Origin of the sequence: Endozoicomonas sp. ONNA1 (assembly GCF_024606325.1) — a bacterium.
In the GTDB taxonomy this organism is placed as follows: domain Bacteria; phylum Pseudomonadota; class Gammaproteobacteria; order Pseudomonadales; family Endozoicomonadaceae; genus Endozoicomonas_A.
In genome coordinates, this window is sequence record NZ_JAHHPN010000674.1 from 1 (window position 1) to 1,289 (window position 1,289).

A 1,289-nucleotide genomic window follows, 5' to 3' on the forward strand; every position below is an offset into this window, starting at 1 on the left:
CCATCAGAATCTTTACTGATGAACGGTTTAATCTTCTGCACATCCCACAGGCTGGCTGGCCGGCAATGATCACAAAGTATCTTTTGATTATACCTGCAAACTATAACATCCAGTTTGTGTTCAGCAAGGATGACTCTGAAGCTGAGCAAGCGTTATTTCCCAGGGTAAGCGACCCGGACAGTATAGAACGAATACTTCTGAAACCACTGGAGGAAGCAAGGAAGATAATCATTAAAGAAAGACCAAAGCAATATGTTTTTTTTCTGGACAGTGAAATCAAAAATAGTGGCAGACCGGAAAACATTAAGAAGTATTTAAGGCTTGTCAAGGCTTTTATAATAGGTAAACCCGAAGTACTTGATATATCATCAGAGGTAAGAGCCTCTGATATTGATCAATTATTAGAGAATGCCGGAAGCTATGAGCTAAGCCGGAATGAGTATACAACATCGTTTCAAGCGCTCCAGAAAACACCACAACCTGAAACCGGTTTTGATGCATTCGTTTATAACCTGCCCCGGCTCGAATCTCAGCCAAATTATGAGGCTATAAGTAGTGCTCTATTAAAGAAACATCGCACAAAGTCAACCTGGGTCCACTATTATTTATGGGCTTACGAGACGCTTAATGATCGCCGTGACAACGAACGTGAGCTGTTCCGGGATACGATAATGACACAGAAGATTGAAAAAAATGAACACATGAAAAAAACTTTCTTCGCACTTCTGGGAACGGCCGATCTGACGGTTATGTACGATAATAATCGGGAGGCCATGAGCACCGCATTCAAAAGGTACAACGTAAATCTTTCTAAGTGGTTGGCCTTTTTTCACTCGATCTCAGGCACCTCTGCCCTTATTCTTGGAGAGACAAAAAAGTCAAATTTTCATTTCAGACATTATGAAAAACAAAACAATATATTACAGTCATCAAGTAACTGACCCTGAGGAATAGGACATTTCCGACTTATTGGGCAGGTACAAGAGTAGCATAAAGCCCAAATGCGTAAATTGAAGACTTGTGATCAGTTTACGCTCAGTATTTTTCCATAAACAGCGGCAGTTTTCTAATCAGGAAAATGAGGGTTCGACAACCCAGCGCTGCTGGATTTCACACCAAAACTTCACAGGCAGTAGAATAGAAGCCCCACCGTAAACTTTTCCGTCTCTTTTTGAGAATAATGACAGAGACCCCATTGCCTGTTATGCCTGTTACCTACAGAGCCATTCTTGCTACATCCTGAGCCCACTGCTATTTTTCCTCAAGCTCCATAGGAGTCATAACAATTC

General features: G+C 41.5%; 1 protein-coding gene and 1 pseudogene. One reads left to right on the plus strand and one right to left on the minus strand.

What is annotated here, in order from left to right; translation table 11 throughout:
• Positions 1-941 (plus strand): hypothetical protein (locus tag KDK19_RS15890; protein WP_257288785.1); only part of this gene is annotated, 941 nt, incomplete at its 5' end.
• Here KDK19_RS15890 and KDK19_RS15895 read toward each other — a convergent pair.
• Positions 930-1,109: pseudogene (locus KDK19_RS15895) on the minus strand (hypothetical protein); the annotation flags it as partial. The gene KDK19_RS15890 and the pseudogene KDK19_RS15895 sit on opposite strands and share 12 nt — an antisense overlap.
• Positions 1,110-1,289 lie beyond the last annotated feature (180 nt).